The organism is Oceanibaculum sp., from assembly GCF_022449305.1.
Classification (GTDB): domain Bacteria; phylum Pseudomonadota; class Alphaproteobacteria; order Oceanibaculales; family Oceanibaculaceae; genus Oceanibaculum; species Oceanibaculum indicum.
In genome coordinates this window covers 1-22,451 of sequence record NZ_JAKUSO010000059.1, presented here as the reverse complement: position 1 = coordinate 22,451, position 22,451 = coordinate 1, and the positions used below count along the sequence as shown (strand labels likewise).

Here is a 22,451-nt window from a genome sequence, read left to right as displayed (position 1 = left end):
CATCGTCCTCGATGGCTCAGGCGTGGGGTCATCTTTTAACATTCAACAAAGTGGTTGACTATTGAAATTGACCGCTTATATTCAACCCTATGGTTGAACATGAAATCACACGACTGGACACGGTGTTCCACGCCCTCGGCGACCCAACGCGGCGGCAGATGCTGCAATCGTTGGCCGGTGGCGAGAAGACGGTAAGCCAGCTGGCCGACCCCTTCGCGATTTCGCTGGCGGCGGCCTCCAAGCACATCAAGACGCTCGAAAAGGCCGGGCTGATCCGCCGCGAGGTACGCGGCCGAACCCATCTCTGCCGGCTCGAACCGGGACCGCTGGCCAGCGCGCATGAATGGCTGGGCTTCTACCAGCGCTTCTGGACCGAGCGTCTGGACATCCTTGAGCGCCTGCTACGCGAGCAGGATGCCGGCAATCAACGTCAACCCTCACCACCCAAGCCCCCTGAAGGAGACAAGACATGACCGACACCATGACCCTCGATGCCTATGGCCGGCTGATCGAGCCCGCCACGCTGAAGATCCAACGCCTGCTGCCCGGCCCCATCGACCGCGTCTGGGCCTATCTGACGGATGGCGAGCTGCGCCGCCAGTGGCTGGCGTCCGGCGTGATGGGCAGCAAGCCCGGTACCAGCTTCGAGTTCGTCTGGCGCAATGACGAGCTGACCGATCCCCCCGGCCAGCGCCCGGCGCATATGCCCGAAGAGCACCGGATGACCTGCACCATCCTGGAGTTCGAGGCGCCGCACCGGCTGGTCATCAGCTGGGGCGAGAAGCAGACCGGCCAGGTCGATTTCTCGCTGGAGGAGCAGGGCGGCAAGGTGCTGCTGACCATCATCCATCGCCGCATCCCCGACCGGAACATCCTGCTGAACGTGTCCTCCGGCTGGCATGCGCATCTGGACATCCTGGCCGCGCGTCTGGCCGGCACGACGCCGGCCCCGCACTGGGACCACTGGGTCAGCCTGCGGAAGGAATATGAGCAGCGCCTGCCGGCGTGAGGGCGTTGACCACATGGCTTCTGTCACCCCCGGGCTTGACCCGGGGGTCCAGGGGCGGTGCCCTGCCTGCATCGCCTTAGAAGGTGGCCCCTGGATTGCCGGGTCAAGCCCGGCAATGACAACATAATTGCATATAATTGCATGTCACCTGGTAACGCCTCAGTCGCTTGACAGGCTCCGCGCCCCTCTTTACCGTCCGCCCCGTCATTGGGGAGTAGCCGTCCCCCTTCGCACCAGTTGCGATTGAGGGGAGACCGCATCAACAGACTTGGAGCCGTCGCTGGTTCCATGGTGCGGGAAGCCAGTTTCCGGTTTGGCGAGACCTTTGGCATCGACGGCCGTCATTCGGGTCAGACGGCGGGCTGTCGATGTCACAGGTGTGTCCGCCGTCCGGCCCCGATGAGTTCCATGGAAGCTTTCCTCGTTTCGACCGGTGTGGTGGCGCTTGCCGAAATCGGCGACAAGACGCAGCTGCTGGCGCTGCTGCTGGCTGCCCGCTATCGCCAGCCGGTGCCGGTGCTGCTCGGCATTCTGGTGGCGACCATCGCCAATCACGCGCTGGCCGGGATTGTCGGCGCGCTGGCGGCCGATCTGATCGGCGGTGACTGGCTGCGCTGGGCGGTGGGTCTGTCCTTCCTGGCCGTCGCGGCCTGGATGCTGGTGCCCGACAAGCTGGATGATGAGGAAACCCCGCGCTTCCGCGGACGCGGTGCCTTCCTGGCGGCGCTGATCTCCATGTTCCTGGTCGAGATGGGCGACAAGACGCAGATCGCCACCGTGGTGCTGGCGGCGCGCTTCGAGTCGCTGATCGCCGTCATTGCCGGCACCACGGCTGGCATGATGATTGCCAATACCCCCGCCGTACTGCTGGGCGAGGCGGCGGCCCGCCATGTGCCGCTGAAACTGGTGCATGGGGCGGCGGCGGCGATTTTCGCGGTTATCGGCATCACCGTCCTGCTTGGCTTCGACGGGCTGACGTGACAGGCTCTGAAAGTTCTCAGTGTTCCTTACAGCTTTGGAGCTTTCCTCATGGCCGAGTATCCCGCCGCCATCGCCACCCAGCAGGTGGATAATGAGCGCGTCTGCGTGACCGAGTGGCGCTTCCCTCCGGGCCATGCGACCGGCTGGCACAAGCATGGCTATGACTATGTCGTGGTGCCGATGACGGATGGCGTGCTGACGTTGCAGCATCCCGATGGCAGCCGCACCGAAGGTCCGATCAAGATGGGCCAGTCCTATTACCGCGATTCCGGCGTCGAGCATGACGTCATCAACCTGACCGACCGTGAGATCGTCTTCGTCGAGATCGAGTTCAAGACGCCGCGGTGATGTGATGGCGACCGCTCCCGCTGCCGCACTCGCCGGCCTGTGGCGGCTGCTGGGGCAGTCGGAGGCGGCGCTGTCGCGCGTCACCCTGACCGGGGCGGAGCCGGCGCTGCCATCCTCCTTCGCGGTCGGGACGGCGGCGCAGGCCAGCATCGCCGCCTCGGCATTGGCGGCGGCGGAGCTGGACCGGCTGCGCAGCGGCCGCGAACAATCCGTCAGCGTCGATATGCGCCATGCTGCCGTGGAGTTCCGCAGCGAGCGCTATCTGCGCGTCGGTGGCGGTCCGGCACCGGAGCTGTGGGACAGCATTGCCGGCACCTATCGCTGTGGCGACGGGCGCTGGGTGCGGCTGCACACCAACTTCCCGCATCACCGCGACGGCGTGCTGGCGATCCTGGGCTGTGCCGGCGAGCGCGTGGCGGTTGCCGAGGCGCTGAAGGGCTGGAAGGCGGAAGCTTTCGAGCACCAGGCCGCCGAGGCAAGGCTGGTCGTCACCGCCATGCGCAGCTTTGCCGAATGGGACGCGCACCCGCAGGGGCAGGCGGTCGCTGCATTGCCGGTCATGAGCCTGGAGAAGATCGGCGACGCCCCGCCCCTGACGCTTCCGCCCGATGAACGGCCACTTTCCGGTGTGCGGGTTCTCGACCTTACGCGCATCATCGCCGGCCCGGTCGCCGGACGCACGCTAGCCGCCCATGGCGCCGACGTGCTGCTGGTGACCGCGCCGCATCTGCCCTCGGTGGCGCCGCTGGTGATCGATACCGGGCGCGGTAAGCGGACAACGCAGCTCGACCTGCGTGCGGCGGCGGACAAGGAACGGTTCACGGCGCTGTTGCGTAACGCGCATGTGCTGGTGCAGGGCTACCGGCCGGGCGGCATCGGGTCGCTGGGTTTCGGGCCGGCGCAGGCGGCGGCGATCCGTCCCGGCATCATCTATGTGACGCTATCGGCCTATGGTCCTGACGGGCCGTGGGCCGGGCGGCGCGGCTTCGATTCGCTGGTGCAGACCGCATCCGGCCTGAATGTGGCGGAGGCCGAGGCTGCCGGCATCGACGGGCCGAAGCCGTTGCCCGCACAGGCGCTCGACCATGCGTCGGGCTATCTGATGGCCTATGGCGCGATGGCCGCGCTCGCCCGGCAGATGCAGGAGGGCGGCAGCTGGCATGTGCGCGTGTCGCTGGCGCAGACCGGGCACTGGCTGCGCGGGCTGGGCCGTATCGAGGGCGGGTTCTCGGCCCCCGATCCGTCACAGGAGGATGTCGCCGACCTGCTGGAAGAGAGTCCATCCGGCTTCGGGCGGCTGACCGCCGTGCGCCATGCCGGGTTGCTGTCGGAAACGCCGCCAGTCTGGGAGCGGCCTTCCATGCCGCTCGGCAGCCACGAGCCTGTCTGGCTTTAGGCGGAAGTCAGTTAGGCAGCTGGCCGGAACGGGCCGCGCCGCCCGCCCTTCGGTCCCCGGAACAGCAGGAACGGGTTGGGCAGCTTGCCCGCCACGCCGCGCAGCTTGCCGGTCAGCTTCGGAATGCTCATCACATTGGCGATACGCCGGTCGAGGAAGGCCCATGTCGCCTCGTGCCCTTCCGACTTGTCCTCCAGCCAGTACAGCAGCGTCGCCGAATAGACGCCGGCCAGCAGGGCGCGCTTGGTGTAGAAATTATAGTCCGTCGCGGTGTCGCCCGCCGCGTACCAGATGGCATCCACCGTGCGGTAGAGCGATTTCAGCGCCAGGCCGGCATACTGCGGCAGCGCGGTGAAGGCGAGTGCCTTGCGCACCGCTTCCTTGTGGTCGGCGGCCTGTTCCAGCCGCACGCGGATCGCGGTGGCGATACGATCGCGCACCTTCATCGACGGCAGGTCCATCTTGTCCAGCGCGTCCAGCATCTCGCGGTCGGCCTTGGCGATGAAATGCGCCACAGCATCCGCCGCGCCGCCGGGGAAGGCGCGCTCGACCGCTTCAGGCGGCAGTTCCAGGTCGGCAGCACCATGGCGCAGCGCCTGCGCGGCCCATCCATCGAAGGCGATGTGCGGCAGCGTCGCCTCGATCAGCGCGTCGCGCAGGGTGGGAAGATCGTCCATATCCATCTTCTTGCTAGCGGTTCGGGCCATCAGGACACCTTTGCCGGTTGCGGAAACGGGGCCGCCGTACCGGCGGCGATCAGTTCGTCGGTGAAGCCGAAGCTTCGCATATCGGTCATGCGCATGGGGTAGAGCATCCCGTCCAGATGGTCGCACTCATGCTGCACGACACGGGCATGAAAGCCGCCAACCTCACGCTCCACCATCGTGCCATCGAGGCGCAGCCCGCGATAGCGGATACGCGCGGGGCGCGGCACCTCGCCGCGCATGCCGGGAATCGACAGGCAGCCTTCCCAGCCCAGCGCGATCTCCGGCCCCAGCGGCTCGATCTCCGGGTTGATCAGCTCAATCAGGTCCTGCGGTTCGTCGTCCGGCGCGCCCGTGGTCCGGTGCGGCGGCACGGCAAAGATGACGACGCGCAGCGGCACGCCGATCTGCGGTGCGGCAAGGCCGGTGCCGCCGACGGCGGCCAGGCTGTCCTTCATATCCTCCACCAGCGCGGCGATGGCGGGGCTGGCCGGGTTCTGGACCGGGTCGGCAATGCGGGCCAGCACGGGGTGGCCCATGCGCAGGATCGGTTTTATGCTCATAACTAGCAATATGGGGCGCGGTACGGTGTCGGTAAAGCCGACTCGACCCCCTTCACAAGCGGGAAGGCTTATGCTATCAAGCGCGCCTCTCGATGGATGGAAGTCGGTCGGGCCCTATGGCGCGCCCTGATCCGTCCCGAACGAATTAGACCTTAGGAGCAGTATCTGCCGTGCAAGTAGTCGTCCGTGACAATAACGTCGATCAGGCCCTCCGCGCCCTCAAGAAGAAGATGCAGCGCGAAGGTGTCTTCCGGGAGATGAAGCTGCGCCGTAACTACGAAAAGCCGTCCGAGAAGCGCGCCCGCGAAAAGGCGGAAGCCGTGCGCCGGCATCGTAAGCTGCTGCGCAAGCGCCTGGAGCGCGAGGGCTTCTAAACAGCCCTTCTTCCCTTGCACGGGACATTTTAAGCCGCCTCGGTGAGGCGGCTTTTTGTGTTGCCGGAAGGACTTATTCCTCCGCCAGCCTGCGCAGGTTTTCGCCATTCAGGCGGAAGAAGATTTTCTCCTCCCGCCGCTGCGCGCCGATGGCATCGTAGAAGCGCAGCGTGTCCGGGCTGCCGGATTCGGCGGTCCAGTCGATGCGGGCGTAATCGCGTTCCAGCGCCAGCGCCGCGATCCGGCGCATCAGCTGCCGGCCCAGCCCATGGCCGCGCCAGGCCTCCCGCACGAACAGATCCTTGATGAAGAAGGCCGGCCGCGAGGCGTTGGTGGAATAGAGCGTCGCCAGCGTGGCGATGCCGGCGGCCTGCCAGCCCTCGCCGTCATCGGCCTCGGCCAGCAATATCTCGAACTTGGCGGTGCCGCCGAAATCATGCTGGCGCAGCTTAGCCTCGGTCGCCTCGACCGTCTGGACATCCGGCGAGCGGTAATACAGGTCGATGTCGCGGATCAGCCCGGCAATGGCCGGAATATCCTCAGCACCGGCCAGCCGCAGGCGGATATCCGTCATCGCTCAGAAGCCGAACATATGGTCCAGGCTGAAGGCGCCATCCGGCCCTGCCTCGTGGATCAGCCCGTGGAAGCCGAACAACCGGCAGGTCACGTCGCGGATCAGGATGTAGGCACCATCGCCGGCCTTCGCCCGCGTGGCGTCGTCGAACACTTCGGAATAGCGGAAGAAGAAGCTGCCAGAGCAGGCGATCTCCACCCGCTTCGTGGCGATCTCCTCACCCTTTGCCGAGGTCAGCACCAGATCGGTCTGCGAGGTGCCGTGCCAGGGCGTGGAGGCCGGATAGATCAGGTGGCAGATCGTGTCGAGCGGTTCGGAGCCCAGGCGCAGGAACAGCCGGGTCGAGAGGCCGGGCGCGCGGCCGGCATAGCTCTGCGGCTCGTTCCTGTAGGTCAGCACCGTGTTGAAGATATGCGCGCCGAAGCTGGAATCGGCGGCATGGCCAGTCAGCCGGTCGCGATAGCGGAACAGGCCGTGCAGCCAGCCATCGCCGGCGCCGCCATTGGCGAAGTCGTAGATCAGCTCGACATGGCCATAGCCGCCCTTCAGATGGCCGTTCACAAGCGTCTTCAGCTCGACCGCGACGCTGTCGCTGCGCTTCAGCGTACCGAGGCGCTGCTGTGCGACCTCGCGGCCCTTCTCGTCATAGATTGCGACCGCGACGGGCAAAGTATCCTGCGTGGTGGCCATCGGGGTGGGCAGCAGGATCGACTCGAAACGGTCGGTCGGCAGCACCGGGGCCGGCAGCACGAAGCCCTTGCCCATCAGGTTGGAAATCTCCGGCAGGCGTGGATCGGGCTTCAGATCGACGCGCTCCACATTGGCATGCGCGATGCGGCGGCGGCCATTTTCCTGCACCACCTCGTAGCGCGGGCGGACGATATACTTGCCGGCCTGGATTTCGATCTGCTGCGGCCAGCGTGCATCCGGCAGCAGTTCGGCGACCTCCAGCGCATGACAGCCGAAGCCGGGGATTTCCCGGTCGAGCCAGGCGATCTGCTGGCTACCCATCAGGTTGAGGCCGATGCCGCCGGCCGGGATCGGGGCGGGATGCGCGTTCTGCAGCCAGAGCAGCACCCGCTCGCCCTCTGCCGGAGCGGGCAGGCCGGCATAGAAATCGGCCGGCCAGGCATTGGCGTCATGGGTACAGGACAGCATTGACGTCGCATCGCCATAGGTATCCAGCGCGTATTTCACGACATCATGGCCGCGCACCCCGATGGCGTGCAGCAGCAGGCTGCCGCAGAAATCGCCGAGGCCAAGGCGGGCGCGAACCTCCTTGCTGTCCAGCACCACGCTGGCGGCGGCGTCCGGCAGGGTCTCGCGCCAGTCGGCCAGCCGCTTGCCATCGGCATCGAACAGGCAGCACCAGAGCGAGACGCCGGTGGCGCCGTAGCCGGCCCAGTAATTCGCTGTTACCACGCGGGTATGATGGCCGCCCCCGTCGCGGAACAGCGCGATGTTGGTGGCGAAGTTCAACGGGTCGAGATAGGTGCGCCGGTTGGTCAGCATGTCCTCGGGCAGCCGGGCTTCATCCAGCGAGGCGATGCTTGCCCCGGCGGGCACCAGATGGCGGATATGGTCGATCAGCCGGCCGGCGTCATAGGCGACGACGAACACGGCCTTGGCGCCGCTGTCCTTCAGCGCGGTCACCGGCTGCGCCGGCTGGCCGAGCAGGGTATCGCCCACCTTGTCGATATTCTGGACATAGAGGCCGGCGAGGCTCAGCCCGCCCATACTATGGATTTCCGCGAAGGGCTGCAGGAAGCCCAGCGGGTCGTACACCGCGACCGGCCCGGCCTTGCCCAGCTTCTCCAGCAGCGCGGTAATCGGCGCCAGCGACAGCGGATGGCCGATCGCCTTGAAGAAGGCGTGGCCGCCGGTCAAATTGTTGAAGGTCTCGATCTTCAGCGCCATGTCGCGTCGCTTTTCGGTTTCTTGTTATCGGGAGCGCCGGATCAGGCCGGCAGCAGCTTCTTGAAGAAGGCGGAGATGCGGTGCCGGCTGCGGCTGGCGGCGACGGCCTCCTCGCTGACCACCCAGTTCAGCTGGATGGAGCGGCGCTGCCCGACGAAGGGCTTGTGCCCGTGCCAGGCATTGTCCACGCATTTGAAGGCGACCATGGTGCCGAATCCGGGCGGCACCTCGGCGACATAGTCTTCCAGATCGCTGGAGGAGCGCAGCATGCGAAGCCGCCCGCCCTCGGCACCGTCCTGCCAGTCGCGGTTCAGGTAGATCAGCACGGTGATCAGCTTGGTCTTGCTGTCGGTGTGGATGCGGCCATCCTTCTCCCGGCTCATGCCACGCAGGGTGAAGGTGGTGGGGCGGCCGGTCAGGTCGATGCCGAACTTCTCCGCGAAGGCATCGCGCACGGCATCGCCCTGAAGCTCCCCGATCAACGCCTGCATGGCGGGGCCGGGCGTGACGGTGGACAGGTCGTAGCTGCCGCCCTTGCCGATATCCGGGAAATCGCGCTCGATCTCGGCGGCGACATCGGGCCGCACGAAATTCTCCAGCACCAGATAGGGGAAGGGGTCACTTTCCAGCGTCTTCGCGCGGAAGGAGTCCAGATCGATCATGCTCATCGCGGGCCACCCATTTGCATGACCGAATATGTACGGCCCGCCGCCGTCAATTACAACGCCGCGTCATGCCGCAGGCTGTCGCAGGGTGAGGTGGAGCGTTACCTCAGCGGCGGCGCGGGCGGTCTCGTCCAGCGGCGTGTAGGTCCAGTCCTCCAGCGCGCCGGTAAAGGGCCGCGTATAGCCGGCCTTGCGCATCGCATCGTGGAAGCGCGTGAATTTGGCGCTGCCGCCCTCCAGCATGACGACATGCACCGGCTTGCCGGTGGCGCAGGCCTCCGAGACCATGTTCACCGAATCGCAGGTGACGACGAGATAGTCGGCGAGGCCCAGATAGCCGAAATAGGGGTTGTCGCCGGTGCCGTCCCAGACCACCGCCGGCGCGCCGGCCAGCCGCTCGCGCAGGCGGCGTTCATTCTCCGCACCGGTGCGCCGCGAGGGGGTGACGGCAAGGCCCACGCCTTGTTCCCGCGTCAGCGCCAGCAACCGGTCGCACAACGTATCGATGGCGGCCATGTCCAGCCGGTAGCGGTCATTGCTGCCGCCGACCGAGACGGTCACCAGCGGGCGCGGCAGATGGGCGAGTTGCTGCGCGAACTTCGCGGCCTCATCGTCCAGCCGGGCGCGGGTGACGCGGTTCAGCGAACCGAAGGTGGTGAACACATTGTCGCCGCGCACCGTGTCATGTTCCGGCACGATCATCAGGTCGAAATGCCGGGGATCGACCTTCGGGTCCTGTATCTGCACGGTAAAGGTCCTGCCGCCGCTCGCCTTGCGCATGGCGATGGCGGGGCCGGCCGACTGCCGGCCGCTGGCGATCAGGATATCGGGGAAGGGCGGGTCCAGGCGGTCGCCGCCCGGCCCGGCGGCGCCAAGCGAGGCCCAGAGCGGGGAGGGCGGCAGCCAGCGCCAGGGCAGGGCGGGGGCGATCCGCTTCACCACCGGCTGGATGCTCAGCGCCTCGGCAAGGCCGATGGCCTGAATCTCCATGCCGACCTTGCCGTCGGTCACCACCCAGCAGGTCAGTGCCGCTGTGTCCATGCGCGCATAATTCCCGTGAACGCCGTGAAGGGGCGGCACCCTGACATGCGCGATAAGGACGGGCAAGCCGGATGCGCGCCGGGTAAAAATATTGCGCAACATAATTGCACGACTTGCGACTTGTTGTTATATAGTTGCGCAAAATCGGGCCAGCAGGGAGGCCCGGTATCAAGCCTCTCACCCTCCAAGGAAGCCTTATGCCGACCCGGCGCGTGAAACTCGACCGTATCGACCGACGCATCCTCGACGATCTTCAGCAGAATGGGCGGATGACCAATGTGGATCTGGCGCGCCGCGCCGGTATCTCCGCACCGCCCTGCCTGCGCCGCGTGCGCGCGCTGGAGGAGGCGGGCTTCATCCGCGGCTACCACGCCGATATCGCGCCGGAACTGCTGGGCTATGAGCTGACGGTGTTCGCGCTGATCGGCCTGTCCAGCCAGGCCAAGGCCGACCTCCGGATGTTCGAGGACACGGTGAATGGCTGGGCCGAGGTGCGCGAGTGCCACATGCTGGCCGGCGAGGCGGATTTCCTGCTGAAGGTCGTGGCGGAGAACTGGGATGCTTACAAGACCTTCGTGGACGAACGGCTGACCGCCGCGCCGAACGTGAACCATGTGAAGACCATGCAGGTGCTGCAGACCACGAAATACGCGCCCGGCGTGCCCATTGACGTGGACGCGGTCGAGGAGTAGGGGAAACGGTCTCCCCTCACCCGGACGCTGCGCGCCCACTCTATTCCGTCGCCACCTACTCCGCCCGTCACCCCCGCACTTGTTGCGGGGGTCTAGGCCTCCGCTCGCTGGATGACCGCCGGAGCAGGCTGGACCCTGGATTCCCGGCACAAGGCCGGGAATGACGGCTGAAGAAAGCGGCACCGATAGGCGATTCCTATTTCTTTTTCCTCGCCCCCTTGGGGGAGCTGGGTGAGGGGGAACGGTGCTACTCCGCCGCTTCCAGATTGGTGCGTTCCACCCGCGCGGCGCAGAATTTCAGCTCCGGTATCTTGCCGAACGGATCGAGCGCCGGATTTGTCAGGAAATTGGCCGCCGCCTCCGCATAGCAGAACGGGATGAAGATCGTGCCGCTGGGCATGTCGGTGTCGGCGCGAGCCTTCAGCGCGATGGCGCCGCGCCGCGTGCGCACCCGGATCGTCTCCCCCGGCTCGATACCGGCTGCCACCAGATCGGCCGGCGACAGATGGCAGAAGGGTTCCGGCTCGATGGCGTCCAGCACGGTGGCGCGCCGTGTCATGGCGCCGGTATGCCAGTGTTCCAACACCCGCCCGGTGGTCAGCACGAAGGGATAGTCTTTGTCCGGCATCTCGTCCGGCGGCAGAATGTCGGCGGCGACGAAGCGTGCCTTGCCGCTCTCCGTCGGAAAGCCGTCGCCGAAGATCACCTCCTGTCCCGGATCGTCCGCGCTGTCGCAGGGATAGGTGACGGAGCCCGCGCGTTCCAGCCGCTCCCAGCTGATGCCCCGGATCGAGGGCATCAGGCCGCGCATCTCCTCATAGGCCTCGCGCGGGTGGCTGTAGTGCCAGCGGAGGCCCAGCCGGTTGGCGATCTCCTGGATGATCCACCAGTCGGGCCGCGCATCGCCCGGTGCGTCGATGGCCTTGCGGCCAATCTGCACCTGCCGGTTGGTGTTGGTGAAGCTGCCATCCTTCTCCGGGAAGGCGGTCGCCGGCAGGATGACATCGGCGAAGGCGGCGGTCTCGGTCAGGAAGATTTCCTGCACCACCAGATGGTCGAGCTTCGCCAGCGCTTCGCGCACATGGGCCTGGTCCGGGTCCGACATGGCCGGGTTCTCGCCCATGATGTACATGCCGCGTATCTCGCCGCGATGGGCGGCATTCATGATCTCCACCACGGTCAGCCCGGCCTGCGGGGCGATGTCGTGTCCCCAGGCGCCCTCGAAGCTGCCGCGGATTTCCGCATCGCCGACCGGGCGGTAATCCGGCAGGAACATCGGGATCAGGCCGGCGTCGGATGCGCCCTGCACATTGTTCTGGCCGCGCAGGGGGTGCAGCCCGGTGCCGGGCCGCCCGACCTGCCCGGTCAGCAGCGCCAGCGCGATCAGGCAGCGCGCATTGTCGGTGCCATGGGTGTGCTGCGAGACGCCCATGCCCCAGAAGATCATCGCCGCCTTGGCCTGCGCATACAGCCTGGCGACCTCGCGGATGGTGGCGGCGGGAATGCCGCACACGCCTTCCATGCGTTCCGGGGTGAAGGCGGCGGTGCGGGCCTTCAGCTCCTCGAAGCCCTCGGTGAAGCGCTCGATATAGGCGGGGTCGGTCAGCCCTTCCTCAATGATGGTATGGATCATGCCGTTCAGCAGAGCCACATCGGTTCCGCCGCGGAATTGCAGATGCAGATGGGCGTGGCGCGTCAGCCCCTGGCCGCGCGGGTCCATGACCACCAGCTTCGCGCCGCGCTTGGCCGCGTTCTTGATGAAGGTCGCGGCAACCGGATGGTTCACCGTCGGCGTGGCGCCGATGACGATGATCACGTCGGAATGGGCGCAGTCGTAGAAGGGTGCCGTCACCGCGCCGGAACCAATGCCCTCCATCAACGCCGCGACCGAGGAGGCGTGGCACAGCCGTGTGCAATGGTCGATATTGTTGGTGCCGAAGCCGGTGCGAACCAGCTTCTGGAACAGATAGGCCTCCTCGTTCGAGCCCTTGGCGGAGCCGAAACCGGCCAGCGCGTCGGGCCCGTGGGTGTCGCGAATGCGGGCAAGGCCGGATGCCGCAACCTCCAGCGCTTCCTCCCAGCTTGCCTCGCGGAAATGCGTCAATGGGTTGGCGGGATCGACCTCCAGCGCGCGTGCCTTCGGGGCATCTTCCCGGCGGATCAGCGGCTTTGTCAGCCGTTCCGGCGAATGCACATAGTCGAACCCGTAGCGCCCCTTCACGCACAGCCGGTTGTGGTTGGCCGGACCGTCGCGGCCCTTCACTGCAAGAATCCGGTTATCTGATATCTGGAAGGTCAGCTGGCAACCGACGCCGCAATAGGGGCACAGGCTGTCCACCGTGCGCTCCGGCTGCTTGCCGGGCAGGCCATCCTCCTTCAGCAGGCTGGCCGGCATCAGCGCGCCGGTCGGGCACGCCTGCACGCATTCGCCGCAGGCCACGCAGGTGCTGTCACCCATCGGGTCGGCGAAATCGAACACGATCTCGGACTCATGGCCGCGTCCGGCCATGCCGATCACGTCATTCACCTGCACCTCTCGGCAGGCGCGGACGCACAGGTTGCACTGGATGCAGGCATCCAGATTGACCGCGATGGCGGGATGGCTGGAATCCGGCTTCGGGCGGGCGGGCCGTGCCGGGAAACGGCTGTCCGCCACATCCATCGCCTGCGCCCAGTGCCAGAAGCTGCTGGCCGGATCATGCGCCTGCTCCCGCGCCGGCTGGTCGGCCAGCAGCAGCTCGAAGATCATGCGTCGCGACGCTTTCGCACGCTCCGAGGCGGTTTTCACATTCATGCCGGCGGCGGGCTGACGGATGCAGGAGGCTGCCAGCGTGCGTTCGCCCTCGATCTCCACCATGCAGGCGCGGCAATTGCCATCGGGGCGGTAGCCGGGGGAGGGCTTGTGGCAGAGATGCGGAATCTCGGTACCCAGACGCTGCGCGGCCTGCCAGATCGTCTCACCGGGCGCGGCCTCGACCTCGTGCCCGTCCAGAGTGAAGCGGATGGGGCCGGTCATGGCCGTTTCCCCGCAATGTCTTCCGGGAAGAATTTCAGCACGCTCATCATCGGGTTGGGGGCGGCCTGTCCCAGCCCGCAGATCGAGGCATCCCGCATCGCCTGTGCGAGATCGCCCAGCAGGGTTTCGTCCCATTCCCGCTCCGCCATCAGTGCCGCCGCCTTCTCGGTACCCAGTCGGCAGGGCGTGCACTGGCCGCAGCTTTCATGCGCGAAGAAGCGCATCAGGTTCAGCGCCGCGTCGGCCACATTGTCCTTGTCCGACAGGATGATGACGGCATGGCTGCCGACGAAGCAGCCATGCTCGGCCAGCGTGCCGAAATCGAGCGGGATGTCGGCAAGGCTTTCCGGCAGGATGCCGCCCGAGGCACCGCCTGGCAGATAGGCCTTGAAGGCGTGGCCGTCCGCCATGCCGCCGCAATATTCGTCGATCAGCTCGCGCGCGGTGATGCCGGCCGGCGCCAGCTTCACGCCAGGCTCCCGCACCCGGCCGGAGACGGAGAAGGCGCGGATGCCCTTGTGGCCGCGCCGCCCCAGCCCAGCGAACCAGTCCGCCCCATCCTGCAATATGTCGCGCACCCAGAACAACGTCTCGACATTGTTCACCAGCGTTGGCCGCCCGAAGATGCCCTTCTCCGCGACATAGGGCGGGCGGTGGCGGGGCAGGCCGCGCTTGCCCTCGATCGATTCGATCATCGCCGATTCTTCGCCGCAGATATAGGCGCCGGCGCCGCGCCGCAGATGGATGCGGATGTCGCCGGGAATGCCGGACTCCCGCAGATGATGCAGTTCCAGGGCGAGAGTGCCGCGCAGATGCGGATATTCGTCGCGCAGATAGAGATAGATATCCTCGCAGCCGGTGACGGTGGCCGCGATCAGCATGCCCTCGAACAGCCGGTGCGGATCGCGCTCCATATAGAAGCGGTCCTTGAAGGTGCCGGGCTCGCCCTCGTCGGCGTTGATCGCCAGATATTTCGGGCCGGGCTGGCTGCGCACCAGCGCCCATTTCCGGTCGGTCGGGAAGCCGGCACCGCCCAGGCCGCGCAAGCCAGCTTCGCCGAGTTGGGCGATGATGTCCTCGGCACTCAGCCGGCCTTTGCGCAGATCGCGCAGCAGATCGTAGCCGCCGCCCTCGATATAGACTGCCAGCCCGTCATAGGGCACCGCCTCAGGCTGCGGGAAGGGACCGCCGGCACGCAGCATCTCAGCCGTGCAACCGGTCAGCTGGATGCGGCCATAGGCGGCCACCGGCGCCTTGTCGCAGGCGCCCATGCAGGGCGCGCGCAGGACGCGCCGGCCGCGCGGCGGATCGGTCTCCAGATCGGCGATGATCGCCTCCGCGCCGTTCAGCCGGCAGCTCAGGCTGTCGCAGACCCGGATGGTCAGGCCCGGTGCCTCCTCGCCTTCCTTCACCACATCGAAATGAGCGTAGAAGGTGGCAACCTCATACACTTCCGCCATCGGCAGGCGCATCAGATGGGCCAGCGCCGCCAGATGCCGGGCCGAGAGATGGCCGTAATGATCCTGGATGGCGTGCAGATGCTCGATCAGCAGGTCGCGGCTCTTCGGACGGTCCGCCAGCAGCCAGTCAAGTTCGACAATGGCCTTGGGGTCCACCTGCCGGCCCTTGGCGAAGGCACGGGCCCGGCGCTGGCCAGCCTCACCATCGCGGCCTGCGAGACGACCCATTTGCCGCCCCGGCCGATGGGCTACGGGGGCGATGGCTGCGTCGTCGCCTGACGGCTTCTGTCCGTCCTGCGGCATGGCTTTCTCCCTCAATCTGTCCGGACCTTATGTGTCGTCTGGTCCGTTTGCTGACTAGGCCTAGCGCGATCCGTCAGCTTTCGTCCAGCGGAACAAGGGCAATCACGTCGCCATTTATCAAATGTTTACCCACATGTTCGAAATTCACGGTGACACGGTTGCCGATCACGGACTGAACCTGGCCTATGCCCCAATCCTCCTCGGTGGGATGGCGCACAAGCATGCCGGGCGTCAGGATGGTCACGCCGCGATAGGGCGATGAGGGTGAGTAGCGTCGGTCGGACGTCATGCCGGTTTCTAAGCCTCGCCTCGCCAATTGCGTTCAAGGCGGGCAGGATAGAGCAAAAGGAGATGCGAATGCAGATCGAGTCGCGGGTCATGGATCTTTTGATCTCCCGCCTGTGCCACGACCTCATCAGCCCGGCCGGCGCCATCGTCAACGGCATCGAGCTGGTCGAGGAGTTCGGCGGCGAGGATATGGCCGGAAACGACATGACAGGGGATGACATGACCGGCGAGGCGATGGCGCTGGTCGGCCGCAGCGCGCGCCAGCTGTCGGCCAAGCTCAGCCTGTTCCGCGTCACCTTTGGCAGCTCCGGTGAGCGCGACAATTTCCCGGCCGAAGAATGCCGCCGCCTGCTCGAGGCCTATCTGCAGGAAGGCAAGGTACGACCGGACTGGGCGCTGGACCGCCTGCCCGCCGGTCCGGGTGCTGCACGGCTGGTGCTGCTGCTGGCCATCATCGCCGCCGAATCCCTGCCGCGGGGCGGCGTCCTGCGGCTTGACGGTGGCGATGGTAACGCGGTGCTGCAGATTCGCGCCGCCGGCGCCGATGCCCGGCTGGAGGGTGGCACGGAAGCGGCGTTGCTGGCGGGCATGACCGGGGCCGCTGTGCCGGAAGACCTCGACCCCCGTGCGGCACCGGCCTATCTCGCCGGGTTGATCGCCGCGCGGCGTGGCGAGCAGATACGCATCGCCAAGGAAAACGGGGCAATCATCCTGACCGTGTAGCTGTGCGAATCGGCCCGGAAAAGGCTGGTCAGGCCTCGATTTGCAATTATGTACGATTTTACGAAAAAATATTTTGCCACGTTTACTAAGTTTTAAAGGTCCTGTTTCAGTATGCCTTCATTGGTTAATATGGCCGTGGCGAAATCGTCGCTGACGGCGCTCTCGCGGCTACATGACGTAAGGACGGTCTAGCATGGATGATCTGCTCAACGAATTCCTGACGGAGACGGTCGAGAATCTGGGGACGCTGGACGTTGAGCTGGTGCGCCTGGAGCAGAACCCGAACGATCCGGAACTGCTCAGCAACATCTTCCGCATCGTTCACACCATCAAGGGCACCTGCGGGTTCCTGGGGCTGCCGCGACTGGAAGCGGTCGCGCATGCCTCCGAAAACGTGCTGGGCCGGTTCCGCGATGGCGAGCTGGAAGTGACGCCGCAGGCGGTGACGCTGATCCTGGCCTCGCTCGACCGGATCAAGATGATCATCCAGGTGCTGGAGGAGACCGAGGCCGAGCCGGAAGGCGAGGACAGCGATCTGATCGCCGCCCTGGACGCGATGGCCGCCGGCGAGACCACCGTTACCATAGAGACGGCTGCCGCTGCCGCCGCGCCTGCCGAGGAGCCAGTGATGGCCGCCGAGGAAGAGGCTGCCGCGATGGGCGGCAATGAAGGCGAGGTCGGCACGCGCCCGGGCGAGGTGTCGCTGGACGAGTTGGAGGCGGTGTTCCTGGCGACCCCTGGGCCGGAAGACATGGCGCCGTCGCAGCCTGAGGAAGAAGAGGAAGAGGAGCCTGTCGCCGCCGCCGTGCCGAGCAAGCCGGCTGCCGTTCCGGCTGCCAGCAAGCCCGCGACCGAGGTCGCGCGGAGTGCCGACGAGAGCAAGGAATCCTCGGTCGCGAACCAGACCATCCGCGTCTCGGTCGAGCTGCTGGAGAACCTGATGACCATGGTCAGCGAGCTGGTGCTGACCCGCAACCAGCTGCTGCAGATCATGCGGCGCTACAAGGATTCGGAATTCACCGTGCCGCTGCAGCGCCTGTCGCAGGTGACGTCGGAGCTGCAGGACGGTGTCATGAAGACCCGCATGCAGCCGATTGGCAATGCCTGGGCGAAGCTGCCGCGCATCGTGCGCGACCTGTCGCACGAACTGAACAAGAAGATCGATCTGCGCATGCTGGGCGCCGACACCGAGCTTGACCGCCAGGTGCTGGAGCTGATCAAGGATCCGCTCACCCACATGGTGCGCAACTCGGCCGATCACGGCATCGAGTCGATTGCCGACCGCCTAGCGGCCGGCAAGCCGGAGACCGGCGTCATCACGCTGAACGCCTATCATGAGGGCGGCCACATCATCATCAAGATCAACGATGATGGGCGCGGCCTGAACATCGAGAAGATCAAGCAGAAGGTGCTGCAGAACGGGCTGGCCAGCGAGGCCGACCTGGAAGGCATGACCACCCAGCAGATCCAGCAGTTCATCTTCAAGGCCGGCTTCTCGACGGCGGCGCAGGTAACCTCCGTGTCCGGCCGCGGCGTCGGCATGGATGTGGTGCGCACCAACATCGAGAAGATCGGCGGCACCATTGAGCTCAACAGCCAGGAAGGCAAGGGCTCGACCTTCATGATCAAGATCCCGCTGACGCTGGCCATCGTCTCCGCGCTGGTCGTGGAATGCCGGGGCGAGCGTTTCGCGATCCCGCAGATCAGCGTGGTCGAGCTAGTGCGTGCCTCGAACAATTCCGAGCATCAGATCGAGATGCTGAACGATGTGCCGGTGCTGCGCCTGCGCGACCGCCTGCTGCCGCTGGTGTCGCTGGCGAAGATGCTGGACATGGACGCGGTGGAGACCGACGGCGAGCGCGACAGCTTCATCGTCGTCACCCAGGTCGGTACCTATACCTTCGGCATCATCGTCGACCGCGTGTTCGACACCGAGGAAATCGTGGTGAAGCCGGTGGCGCCGATCCTGCGCTCCATCTCGCTGTTCTCCGGCAACACCATCCTGGGCGATGGCAGTGTCATCATGATCCTCGATCCCAACGGCATCGCCGCCGCGACCGGCGAGATCGGCGTCACCCTGGACGACAAGCGCAACGAGACCCTGGCCATCGATTCCAGCGCCTCGCGCGCCCGGACCTCGCTGCTGGTGTTCCGTGCCGGCGACGAAAGCCCGAAGGCGGTGCCGCTGGCCCTGGTGGCACGCCTGGAGGAGATCGACTGCTCCAAGGTCGAATGGTCGGATGGCCGTCCGGTGGTGCAGTATCGCGGCCGCCTGATGCCGCTGGTGCCGATCTTCGACGGCTATCAGGTGAAGTCCGAGGGCACCCAGCCGGTGCTGGTGTTCGCCGAGAAGGAGCGGGCGATGGGCCTGATGGTCGACGAGATCGTCGATATCATCGAGGACCGTATCGAGATCAACATGAAGACCGAGCGGCGCGGCCTGATGGGCAGCGCCATCATCGGCGGCAAGGCGACCGAGGTCATCGACGCCGGCCACTACCTGTCGCAGGCCTTCGCCGACTGGTTCGATGCCGATGCCACGCTGCCGGAGGAAAAGAAGGACCTGACCGGCAAGCGCGTGCTGCTGGTCGATGACAGCCCGTTCTTCCGCAACCTGCTGACGCCGCTGCTGACCGTGGCGGGCTATGAGGTCACGGCGGCGGAAAATGCCAGCACGGCCCTGTCCTATTGTGAGGAAGGCCGCGATTTCGATGTCATCGTCAGCGACATCGAGATGCCGGGCATGAGCGGCTTCGACTTCGCCAAGGCGGTGCGTGAGAGCCGCTGGCAGGACGTGCCGATGGTGGCGCTGTCCTCGCACACCAGCCCGCGCGACCTCGACCGTGGCCGTGAGGCCGGCTTCAACGATTATGTCGCGAAAGACGACCGCGACGCTCTGCTGCAAACCCTGTCGCAGACCATCGGGATCATGTGAGGTAGAAGATGGCAAACGATCTTGTAACCCGTCAGTCCACTGAGGTCCTCGACCCGGCAGCGGAACTGACCCGGCAATATGTTACTGTCTTCGTCGCCGAGCAGATGTTCGGTTTCCCGGTGCTCGTCGTGCACGATGTGCTGGGGCCGCAGCGGATCACCCGCATCCCGCTGGCGCCGCCGGAGATTGCCGGTTCGCTGAACCTGCGCGGCCGCATTGTGACCGCGGTCGACATGCGCCGCCGTCTCGGCCTGCCGCCGGTGTCGGATAGCAAGGGAATGAGCGTCGTGGTCGAAAGCCATGGCGAGCTGTACAGCCTGATGGTCGATCAGGTGGGCGAGGTGCTGAACCTCTCCAACCAGGCGTTCGAGCATAATCCGCCGACGCTGGAGCCGCGCTGGCGCGAGGTGTCGAGCGGCATTTCCCGGCTCGACAAGAAGCTGCTGGTGCTGATCGACGTCGACCGGCTGCTCGACTTCTCGCGCGCCCAGGCCGCCTGAGGCCGGGCATGACGACAGGAAGGGACCGTCGCCACCAGGGCGGTTCCTTTCTCTTGCAAAACAAAGACGCCAAGCCGAGGCAATAGAAGCGGTCCCATGAAATCCTGTCTGATAGTCGATGATTCCCGCGTGGTTCGCATGGTTGCCCGGAAAATCCTGGAGCAGCTTTCCTTCGCGACGTCCGAGGCAGCCGATGGGCAGCAGGCCGTGGAGGCGTGCAAGCAGAATATGCCCGACGCGGTGTTGCTTGACTGGAACATGCCGGTGATGAACGGGATCGAGTTTCTGAGGGCCTTGCGCGCTATGGAAGGCGGCGACAAGCCGGTGGTCGTGTTCTGCACCACCGAAAACGAAATGTCGCGCATTCAGGAAGCCCTGATGGCAGGCGCCAACGAGTACATCATGAAGCCTTTCGACGGCGAGATCATCCAGTCGAAGTTCCAGCAAGTGGGGCTGATCTGATGCCCGCCGGTGCCGCAGGTGGCGGAGCGGGGGGCGCGCCCTATCGCATCATGCTGGTCGATGATTCGGCGGTGATCCGCGGGCTGTACACCAAGGTGATATCGGCCGAGCCGGACATCGAGATCGTTGCCTCGGTCGGCGATGGCGAGATGGCCTTGCGCGCGCTGGAGCGCAACGACATCGAGGTCGCGGTGCTGGACATCGAGATGCCGCGCATGGACGGGCTGACGGCCCTGCCGAAGCTTCTGAAGATCAATCCGAATCTTCAGATCATCATGTCCTCGACGCTGACGCTGAAGAACGCCGATATCAGCCTGCGCGCCATGCAGGCCGGTGCCAAGGACTATATCCCGAAGCCGACCACCACCGGGGCGCTGGTCTCCGCCGCTGATTTCAAGCGCGAGCTGGTGCAGAAGATCAAGGTGCTGGGGGCCGCGCGCCGCAAGGTCAGCGGCGGCAAGGCACCATCGGTTGCCCAGCCGGCGCGCTTCAGCGCTGACCGGCGGCCCGCCGCTGCCGCACCGGTGGCGAAGCCCGCCGCCCGCATTGCCCTGCGCACAGACACCAACCGCCAGCAGCCGGAGGCGATTGCCATCGGCTCCTCGACCGGCGGTCCGCAGGCGCTGATGAAGGTGCTGGGCAATCTGCGCCGCGATCTGCCGCAACCCATCTTCATCACCCAGCACATGCCGGCGACCTTCACGCCGATCCTGGCCGAGCATCTGTCGCGTGCCAGCGGCTGGGACTGCCGCGAGGGCAAGGATGGTGAGGTGGTGACACCAAACCGCATCTATCTGGCGCCCGGCAATTACCACATGGTGATCGAGGTGGAAGGCGGCCGGAAGATCATCCGCCTCAACCAGAATCCGCCGGAAAATTTCTGCCGCCCGTCGGTCGATCCGATGCTGCGCAGCCTGGCCAAGGCCTATGGCAGCCGCCTGCTGGTGCTGATGCTGACCGGCATGGGCAAGGATGGCCAGGCCGGGTCGGAAGTCGCTGTCCAGGCCGGTGGCACCGTCGCCGCGCAGGATGAGGAAACCAGTGTCGTCTGGGGCATGCCCGGTGCGGTCGCGACGGCCGGCCTGTGCAGTGCCGTGCTGCCGCTTGATCGGATGAGCGCGTATCTCTACGAGCGCGCGCTGAGGAGTGCAGCATGAAGCCCGACGATTTCTCGCTGCTCGCCACCCTGCTGAAGGACCAGTCCGGCCTCGTGCTGACGACGGACAAGGTCTATCTGCTGGAAAGCCGGCTGATGCCGGTTGCCCGCCAGTTCAGCATGAAGTCGCTGGAGGAGCTGGCCCAGGCGATCCGCCTGAAGAAGGACAGCCGCATCGTGCCGGCAGTCGTCGAGGCGATGACGACCAACGAATCGCTGTTTTTCCGCGACATGAAGCCGTTCGACCAGCTGAAGCGGCTGGTGCTGCCGAAGCTGATGGAGACCCGGCAGTCAACCAAGCGCATCCGGATCTGGAGCGCTGCCTGCTCCAGCGGCCAGGAGCCCTATTCCATCTCCATGATGCTGCGCGAGGAAAAGGCGACCTTCGGCGCGTGGAAGGTGGAGATGCTGGCCACCGACCTTGCCCAGAACATGATCGACCGGGCGAAGGAAGGTGTCTATTCCCAGTTCGAGGTGCAGCGCGGCCTGCCGATCACCATGCTGGTGAAGTATTTCAAGCAGGAAGGCGACAAGTGGCGCGTCGACCCGTCGCTACGCGAGAACATCCAGTTCCGCACCTACAACCTGCTGCATGATCTGACGCCGCTCGGCCAGTTCGATGTGGTGTTCTGCCGCAACGTGCTGATCTATTTCGACCAGCCGACCAAGACCAAGGTGCTGGAGGCGATTGCCAAGCGCATGGCGCCGGATGGCGTGCTGTATCTGGGCGGTGCGGAGACGGTGCTGGGCATTTCCGACAAGTTCCAGCCGATCCCCGGCGAGCGAGGGCTGTATGGCCTGACGCAGGCCGTGTCGGGCGCGAAGCCCGCCACTCCGACGCTGAATGCGGCGGCCGGTGGACGCTAGGCAGCAAACGACAGGACAAAAGAAAAGGCGGCCCGGAAGGCCGCCTTTTTGTTTCCGCTTGTATGGGCTTCAGGCCGTGGCGCTGGCTGGGGTTTTCGCCTTCTTGCCCTTGCCGGCCGCCGCGACATCCGCCTCCGGCTGGGCTTCCGGATCGCGCAGCACATAGCCGCGGCCCCAGACCGTATCGATGTAATTGTCGCCGCCAAGGGCGACGGACAGCTTCTTGCGCAGCTTGCAGACGAACACGTCGATGATCTTCAGCTCCGGCTCGTCCATGCCGCCATAGAGGTGGTTGAGGAACATCTCCTTGGTCAGCGTCGTGCCCTTGCGCAGCGACAGCAGTTCCAGGATGCCGTATTCCTTGGTGGTCAGGTGGACGGGCTTGCCTTCCACCTCCACGGTGCGCGCATCCAGATCGACGACCATGCGGCCGGTCTTCATCACCGAATGGGCATGGCCCTTTGAGCGGCGCACGAT

The 22,451-nt window shown here is 65.8% G+C and carries 23 protein-coding genes and 1 riboswitch; of the genes, 13 read left to right on the top strand and 10 right to left on the bottom strand.

Annotated features, from left to right (window positions below):
• Window positions 1-89: 89 nt before the first annotated feature.
• The 5 genes from MK313_RS14850 (at window position 90) to MK313_RS14830 (ending at window position 3,734) form a co-directional block, all read left to right on the top strand.
• Window positions 90-473, top strand: coding sequence for an ArsR/SmtB family transcription factor (locus MK313_RS14850; protein WP_287782564.1), 384 nt, complete (start codon window positions 90-92; stop codon window positions 471-473).
• Window positions 470-1,009 carry an SRPBCC family protein gene (locus tag MK313_RS14845; protein WP_287782563.1) on the top strand — a complete coding sequence of 180 codons (540 nt, stop codon included), beginning with the start codon at window positions 470-472 and terminating at the stop codon, window positions 1,007-1,009. Before MK313_RS14850 ends, MK313_RS14845 begins: the two co-directional genes overlap by 4 nt.
• Window positions 1,010-1,206: 197 nt before the next feature.
• Window positions 1,207-1,402, top strand: a riboswitch (yybP-ykoY riboswitch).
• Between the two features lie 15 nt (window positions 1,403-1,417).
• Window positions 1,418-1,990 carry a TMEM165/GDT1 family protein gene (locus tag MK313_RS14840; protein ID WP_008945741.1) on the top strand — a complete coding sequence of 191 codons (573 nt, stop codon included), beginning with the start codon at window positions 1,418-1,420 and terminating at the stop codon, window positions 1,988-1,990.
• Window positions 1,991-2,038: 48 nt separating this feature from the next.
• Complete coding sequence (locus MK313_RS14835; protein ID WP_287782561.1) at window positions 2,039-2,338, top strand: cupin domain-containing protein; 300 nt, start codon at window positions 2,039-2,041, stop codon at window positions 2,336-2,338.
• A 4-nt stretch (window positions 2,339-2,342) separates the two neighbouring features.
• The gene (locus MK313_RS14830; RefSeq protein ID WP_287782559.1) at window positions 2,343-3,734 is read left to right on the top strand and encodes a CoA transferase; all 1,392 of its coding nucleotides are present in this window, start codon (window positions 2,343-2,345) and stop codon (window positions 3,732-3,734) included.
• An 11-nt stretch (window positions 3,735-3,745) separates the two neighbouring features.
• Here the strand turns inward: MK313_RS14830 and MK313_RS14825 are convergent, their stop codons facing one another.
• On the bottom strand, window positions 3,746-4,411 hold the full coding sequence (locus MK313_RS14825) for a COQ9 family protein (protein ID WP_287782557.1): 666 nt from the start codon (window positions 4,409-4,411) through the stop codon (window positions 3,746-3,748).
• A gap of 29 nt (window positions 4,412-4,440) precedes the next feature.
• Window positions 4,441-5,001 (bottom strand): peptide deformylase, encoded by a 561-nt coding sequence (def, locus tag MK313_RS14820; protein ID WP_287782555.1) that lies wholly within the window; start codon window positions 4,999-5,001, stop codon window positions 4,441-4,443.
• Between the two features lie 170 nt (window positions 5,002-5,171).
• Here def and rpsU point away from each other — a divergent pair, with 170 nt between their 5' ends.
• Complete coding sequence (gene rpsU, locus MK313_RS14815) at window positions 5,172-5,375, top strand: 30S ribosomal protein S21 (protein WP_008945746.1); 204 nt, start codon at window positions 5,172-5,174, stop codon at window positions 5,373-5,375.
• A 73-nt stretch (window positions 5,376-5,448) separates the two neighbouring features.
• On the opposite strand, the gene MK313_RS14810 is transcribed toward rpsU, so the two are convergent.
• From MK313_RS14810 to MK313_RS14795, 4 genes are all read right to left on the bottom strand, one after another.
• A complete protein-coding gene (locus MK313_RS14810; RefSeq protein ID WP_287782553.1) occupies window positions 5,449-5,949 on the bottom strand; it encodes a GNAT family N-acetyltransferase in 501 nt (166 codons plus the stop codon).
• Window positions 5,950-5,952: 3 nt separating this feature from the next.
• On the bottom strand, window positions 5,953-7,866 hold the full coding sequence (locus MK313_RS14805; RefSeq protein ID WP_287782551.1) for a hypothetical protein: 1,914 nt from the start codon (window positions 7,864-7,866) through the stop codon (window positions 5,953-5,955).
• Between the two features lie 41 nt (window positions 7,867-7,907).
• A complete protein-coding gene (locus MK313_RS14800; RefSeq protein WP_287782549.1) occupies window positions 7,908-8,534 on the bottom strand; it encodes a 2OG-Fe(II) oxygenase in 627 nt (208 codons plus the stop codon).
• A 63-nt stretch (window positions 8,535-8,597) separates the two neighbouring features.
• Complete coding sequence (locus MK313_RS14795) at window positions 8,598-9,572, bottom strand: mitochondrial fission ELM1 family protein (RefSeq protein ID WP_287782548.1); 975 nt, start codon at window positions 9,570-9,572, stop codon at window positions 8,598-8,600.
• A 197-nt stretch (window positions 9,573-9,769) separates the two neighbouring features.
• Between MK313_RS14795 and MK313_RS14790 the strand changes: the two genes are divergently transcribed.
• Entirely contained in the window at window positions 9,770-10,264 is a 495-nt protein-coding gene (locus MK313_RS14790; protein ID WP_008945751.1) for an Lrp/AsnC family transcriptional regulator, read from the top strand.
• 247 nt (window positions 10,265-10,511) lie between these two features.
• Here the strand turns inward: MK313_RS14790 and fdhF are convergent, their stop codons facing one another.
• From fdhF to MK313_RS14775, 3 genes are all read right to left on the bottom strand, one after another.
• Window positions 10,512-13,280, bottom strand: coding sequence for a formate dehydrogenase subunit alpha (fdhF, locus tag MK313_RS14785; RefSeq protein ID WP_287782547.1), 2,769 nt, complete (start codon window positions 13,278-13,280; stop codon window positions 10,512-10,514).
• Window positions 13,277-14,968 (bottom strand): NAD(P)H-dependent oxidoreductase subunit E, encoded by a 1,692-nt coding sequence (locus MK313_RS14780; RefSeq protein WP_287782545.1) that lies wholly within the window; start codon window positions 14,966-14,968, stop codon window positions 13,277-13,279. Before MK313_RS14780 ends, fdhF begins: the two co-directional genes overlap by 4 nt.
• Before the next feature lie 148 nt (window positions 14,969-15,116).
• Window positions 15,117-15,332, bottom strand: coding sequence for a DUF3553 domain-containing protein (locus MK313_RS14775; protein ID WP_287782543.1), 216 nt, complete (start codon window positions 15,330-15,332; stop codon window positions 15,117-15,119).
• A gap of 68 nt (window positions 15,333-15,400) precedes the next feature.
• On the opposite strand from MK313_RS14775, the gene MK313_RS14770 reads away from it, so the two are divergent.
• From MK313_RS14770 to MK313_RS14745, 6 genes are all read left to right on the top strand, one after another.
• Entirely contained in the window at window positions 15,401-16,054 is a 654-nt protein-coding gene (locus MK313_RS14770) for a histidine phosphotransferase family protein (RefSeq protein ID WP_287782541.1), read from the top strand.
• Between the two features lie 193 nt (window positions 16,055-16,247).
• Entirely contained in the window at window positions 16,248-18,989 is a 2,742-nt protein-coding gene (locus tag MK313_RS14765) for a chemotaxis protein CheW (protein ID WP_008945756.1), read from the top strand.
• 8 nt (window positions 18,990-18,997) lie between these two features.
• Window positions 18,998-19,489: a chemotaxis protein CheW gene (locus MK313_RS14760; RefSeq protein ID WP_008945757.1), complete on the top strand. Its 492-nt coding sequence runs from the start codon at window positions 18,998-19,000 to the stop codon at window positions 19,487-19,489.
• A 96-nt stretch (window positions 19,490-19,585) separates the two neighbouring features.
• A complete protein-coding gene (locus MK313_RS14755; protein ID WP_008945758.1) occupies window positions 19,586-19,951 on the top strand; it encodes a response regulator in 366 nt (121 codons plus the stop codon).
• The gene (locus MK313_RS14750; protein WP_244922238.1) at window positions 19,951-21,108 is read left to right on the top strand and encodes a protein-glutamate methylesterase/protein-glutamine glutaminase; all 1,158 of its coding nucleotides are present in this window, start codon (window positions 19,951-19,953) and stop codon (window positions 21,106-21,108) included. The genes MK313_RS14755 and MK313_RS14750 overlap by 1 nt, the downstream gene beginning before the upstream one ends.
• Window positions 21,105-21,974, top strand: coding sequence for a CheR family methyltransferase (locus MK313_RS14745; protein ID WP_008945674.1), 870 nt, complete (start codon window positions 21,105-21,107; stop codon window positions 21,972-21,974). Before MK313_RS14750 ends, MK313_RS14745 begins: the two co-directional genes overlap by 4 nt.
• A gap of 69 nt (window positions 21,975-22,043) precedes the next feature.
• Here MK313_RS14745 and MK313_RS14740 read toward each other — a convergent pair.
• A partial coding sequence (locus tag MK313_RS14740) for a winged helix-turn-helix domain-containing protein (protein WP_287782537.1) occupies window positions 22,044-22,451 on the bottom strand: 408 nt, incomplete at its 5' end.

Coding starts and splice junctions, on each gene's coding strand:
- MK313_RS14755 (WP_008945758.1), top strand. CDS start 19,586: ATGAAATCCTGTCTGATAGTCGATGATTCCCGCGTGGTTCGCATGGTT.
- fdhF (WP_287782547.1), bottom strand. CDS start 13,280: ATGACCGGCCCCATCCGCTTCACTCTGGACGGGCACGAGGTCGAGGCC.
- MK313_RS14765 (WP_008945756.1), top strand. CDS start 16,248: ATGGATGATCTGCTCAACGAATTCCTGACGGAGACGGTCGAGAATCTG.
- MK313_RS14760 (WP_008945757.1), top strand. CDS start 18,998: ATGGCAAACGATCTTGTAACCCGTCAGTCCACTGAGGTCCTCGACCCG.
- MK313_RS14780 (WP_287782545.1), bottom strand. CDS start 14,968: ATGGGTCGTCTCGCAGGCCGCGATGGTGAGGCTGGCCAGCGCCGGGCC.
- MK313_RS14800 (WP_287782549.1), bottom strand. CDS start 8,534: ATGAGCATGATCGATCTGGACTCCTTCCGCGCGAAGACGCTGGAAAGT.
- MK313_RS14845 (WP_287782563.1), top strand. CDS start 470: ATGACCGACACCATGACCCTCGATGCCTATGGCCGGCTGATCGAGCCC.
- MK313_RS14805 (WP_287782551.1), bottom strand. CDS start 7,866: ATGGCGCTGAAGATCGAGACCTTCAACAATTTGACCGGCGGCCACGCC.
- MK313_RS14840 (WP_008945741.1), top strand. CDS start 1,418: ATGGAAGCTTTCCTCGTTTCGACCGGTGTGGTGGCGCTTGCCGAAATC.
- MK313_RS14745 (WP_008945674.1), top strand. CDS start 21,105: ATGAAGCCCGACGATTTCTCGCTGCTCGCCACCCTGCTGAAGGACCAG.
- MK313_RS14850 (WP_287782564.1), top strand. CDS start 90: ATGGTTGAACATGAAATCACACGACTGGACACGGTGTTCCACGCCCTC.
- MK313_RS14810 (WP_287782553.1), bottom strand. CDS start 5,949: ATGACGGATATCCGCCTGCGGCTGGCCGGTGCTGAGGATATTCCGGCC.
- MK313_RS14790 (WP_008945751.1), top strand. CDS start 9,770: ATGCCGACCCGGCGCGTGAAACTCGACCGTATCGACCGACGCATCCTC.
- MK313_RS14770 (WP_287782541.1), top strand. CDS start 15,401: ATGCAGATCGAGTCGCGGGTCATGGATCTTTTGATCTCCCGCCTGTGC.
- MK313_RS14750 (WP_244922238.1), top strand. CDS start 19,951: ATGCCCGCCGGTGCCGCAGGTGGCGGAGCGGGGGGCGCGCCCTATCGC.
- MK313_RS14825 (WP_287782557.1), bottom strand. CDS start 4,411: ATGGACGATCTTCCCACCCTGCGCGACGCGCTGATCGAGGCGACGCTG.
- def (WP_287782555.1), bottom strand. CDS start 5,001: ATGAGCATAAAACCGATCCTGCGCATGGGCCACCCCGTGCTGGCCCGC.
- MK313_RS14830 (WP_287782559.1), top strand. CDS start 2,343: ATGGCGACCGCTCCCGCTGCCGCACTCGCCGGCCTGTGGCGGCTGCTG.
- MK313_RS14775 (WP_287782543.1), bottom strand. CDS start 15,332: ATGACGTCCGACCGACGCTACTCACCCTCATCGCCCTATCGCGGCGTG.
- MK313_RS14835 (WP_287782561.1), top strand. CDS start 2,039: ATGGCCGAGTATCCCGCCGCCATCGCCACCCAGCAGGTGGATAATGAG.
- MK313_RS14795 (WP_287782548.1), bottom strand. CDS start 9,572: ATGGACACAGCGGCACTGACCTGCTGGGTGGTGACCGACGGCAAGGTC.